Source organism: Synechococcus sp. R55.7, from assembly GCF_047461955.1.
Taxonomy (GTDB): Bacteria; Cyanobacteriota; Cyanobacteriia; order Thermostichales; family Thermostichaceae; genus Thermostichus.
In genome coordinates, this window is sequence record NZ_JANSIC010000028.1 from 12,416 (window position 1) to 15,514 (window position 3,099).

1 protein-coding gene and 1 pseudogene are annotated in these 3,099 nt (G+C 62.1%); one reads left to right on the forward strand and one right to left on the reverse strand.

The features are described 5' to 3' along the window. Positions 1-1,212: pseudogene (locus NW820_RS02700) on the forward strand (alpha-2-macroglobulin); the annotation flags it as partial. A gap of 47 nt (positions 1,213-1,259) precedes the next feature. Here the strand turns inward: NW820_RS02700 and NW820_RS02705 are convergent. Continuing rightward, positions 1,260-3,089 carry an NFACT family protein gene (locus tag NW820_RS02705; protein ID WP_414406621.1) on the reverse strand — a complete coding sequence of 610 codons (1,830 nt, stop codon included), beginning with the start codon at positions 3,087-3,089 and terminating at the stop codon, positions 1,260-1,262. Positions 3,090-3,099 lie beyond the last annotated feature (10 nt).

Sequence of the window (3,099 nt, forward strand, 5' to 3'; positions counted from 1 at the left end):
CTTGCCCAAGCTGCTGGCTATGCCCTCAAAGAGTGGCGGGTGCGGCAGGCCTTGGACTATCTGGCCGCTCAACTGGCCCAGCCACAAGCCCTCTCCCCCGATCTACAGGCTTTTGTCGCCTACAGCCTGGCCCTCTGGGATCCCGCTTTGGTAACTGCCGACCTGCCGCCGCCGGAGCGGCTCTCCACCTTTGGCCTGGCCTACCGAGGGCTGGCCGCCCTGCAACTGGGCCAGAGGGATCTTGCCCAGGCAGCCCTGGATGAGGTTCTGGAGCGGCGGCAACAGGATCCCCAAGGGCGCTGGTTTATCCCGGCTGCTCCAACTCGTGCGACCCAAGAGCGCTCCACCTACGACGACATGGAGGTGGCCGGCCCGCTTTTGCAATTGGCCGTTCGGCTGCAGGATGACCGGGCTGCCCAGATTGCCGAGGCCCTTCTCCAGCAGCGGCAAAACAACCGCTGGCGCACCACCAAAGCCACCGCCGATGCTCTCCTCGGCCTGTCCGCCTACTACCAGGCCCAGCAGCAGCAGCTTCCCGGCCCCGGCGAGGTGCGGGTGTTGGATGGGACAACCGGATCCCTTCTCGGTCGCTGGCAGGCCGGCGCTGGGGATCCCCGCTATGGGCTGGATTGGGCTGACGCAGAAGTGGGGAACCTGAGCAGCCTGCGCCTGGAAAAGTCCGGCCCCGGCCCCCTTTACTACAGCTTGAGGGGAGAAGCCTTCGTCCCCAACCCTCTGCCCTCTCAAGCCCAAGGCTTTGCGGTGAGCCGCAGCTACTTCCGCCTACAGCCCCAGCTCCAACCCAACGGGGAGATCCGCTACCGAGAGCAGCCGCTGCGCCCTGGCGACACAGTAAGGGCCGGAGAAATCCTCCTGGCCCGGTTGACGGTGGAAGCCGAGCGGGACAGCCACTACGTGGTGATTGAGGATCCCCTGCCCAGCGGCGCCGAGATCACCTCCCAGGATCCGCGAGAGTTCACCGGCTTGGCCCCAGACTACTGGTGGGACTGGTTTTGGACCCGCCAAGAGAATCGGGATGACCGCGTGGCCTTTTTCAGCACCGAGCTCAAGCAGGGTCGCCATGAGTTTGTCTATCTCTTCCGTCCGGAGATCCCCGGCCAATTCCAGGTGGCTCCTGCCTTGGCCGAAGAAATGTACGACCCCAGCCGCTATGGCCGCAGCGCCGCTTACTCCCTCGAAGTTCTCCCTTGAATGCCTCGAACCTGCCCACTTGGCCAGAAACAAAGTAACCAGTTGCGTCAGTGTGGCCCAAGGGCTGACGCAATGAGCAGCTGCGCATGGCTGGGCCGCCCCCAAAGCACCTGCTCCTGTTTGTAAACGACCATGCCGGGCGGGGATCCCTTGGGTTTGAACACCAGTTTCGGGCGAGTGTAGACTACCGGCACCTGTTCGCTGAGGCGACCGCGGCTGAAATGGGCCGCCAAATCAGCAGCCGCCTGCAGATCTTCGCTTTCTGCTACAGCCCCGGGGGGCAAGCGCAGCAGCACATGACTGCCGGGGATCTCTTGGGCATGAAACCACCAATCGTGTTCCTGAGCCACGCGAAAGGTGAGCTGATCATTTTGCAGGTTGTTGCGCCCCACCCAAATGGAGAAGCCACTGGGGCTGGTAAAGCGGTGGGGGTTGAAGGTTGCCGGTGAGGCATGTTTTGAGCTCGCCCGCAGAGACTCTGTCCCGCTGTTGCGAGTGGGACTCTCCAAGTAGCGCTGTTCAATCAGCTCGGTCTCAATTTCCTTGAGGGTGGTCAAGTCTTGGGGATCCCGATAGGTTTCCAGCTGCTGTAGAGACGCTTCCACCTGCTCGAGGTAGAGGATCTCTTGGCCAAGCGCCTCTTGTAGGGGCCGGATAGCATCCTGGGCCCGTTTTTGTTTGCGGTGCTTGCGGTAGTAGGCTTGGGCATTGAGAATGGCATTTTTTTCGGGGTCGAGAGGGATCTTGACCGTCTGGCCGCTGGCAAAATCCGGCAGCTCGATGTGATGCAACCCTGGCCGCCAGAGGTGGAGGTGGGCCATCAACAAGTCGGCAGCCTGCTTGGAGGCTTCCGCTTGGGTGGAGTCGGCCAGCATTGCCTCAAATTGCTCTCGCCGCTGATAGAGCTTTTTCAGCAGGGTGGATACCCTTTGCAGCAGACGGTGGCGCTCTCGCTCAAACTGTTCGCGGTTAAGCTGAGCCTGGTAGTAGCCTTCCAGAAGTTGGTGCAGATTGAGTCGAGAAGGTTGTTGCAGGGACTCCGTCCCGCTAACGGGAACGGCACCGCTTGCCCAGCCGAGAACGGTGTATCCCTGGGGAGTTGGGGCCGGGTCAAACTGGCCGGTTTCCAGACGGGTTAACCAGTCTTGCCACCTGGCAAACAGTGCCTGCCAATCGCGGGCAGAGAGGTGATCGGTGGAGGTTTGCGGCGGGATCCCAGCCTGATGACACATCGCTTCCACCAAGTGCCGACTGAGGCCGCGATAACAGCGCAACAGCCGTTGGCCGATGGGGCCGGGGATCAGGGCAACGCGCTCTTGCCAGCAGGAGAAGGGCTCGGATCGCTGCGGGATCGGGTCGGTTAGGGCCGGGGGGGCTTCATAGGGCAGGCCCGGCTGCACTGGACGGATTCGCGATTGGCGCTCGCTTACCCCATGGCCACTGGCCAAGATCATGCCCGCCTCGTCCACCAAAATGGCATTGCTGTGCTTGCCCATCACCTCTAGGTAGAGATGGCGATAAGGGGGATCCCCGGGCCGAGGGGCAAAGCGCAAGTCAATCACCCGTTCCCAATCCTCCAGCAGAGCCAGCTCCGTCAGAGCCAAACCCTTCAGTTGCCGTTGGAGGAACTGGCTGAATTGAAAGCCATCCGGCTCTTTGGGAGGAGGCTGACAGAGGTGGAGACGGGCCGCCTGAGGATGCCAGCACAACAGCAAGCAGGGGCGGGCAGTGAGGGTGCGCAAGCCAATGACCACCGTCCACAGATCGGTCTGTTGGATCCATTCCACGCGGGCAGGCAACACTGGATCCCGACCTGTCTTAGCCTGGGTTAGATCGGCGAGCACAGCACGCAGGGTGGTTAAATCAACCGGCTGCATCCCTGTTGCT

What these genes read in the sequence shown, in the direction of transcription:
- NW820_RS02705 (WP_414406621.1), bottom strand. Translation starts at nt 3,089, where the DNA reads ATGCAGCCGGTTGATTTAACCACCCTGCGTGCTGTGCTCGCCGATCTA.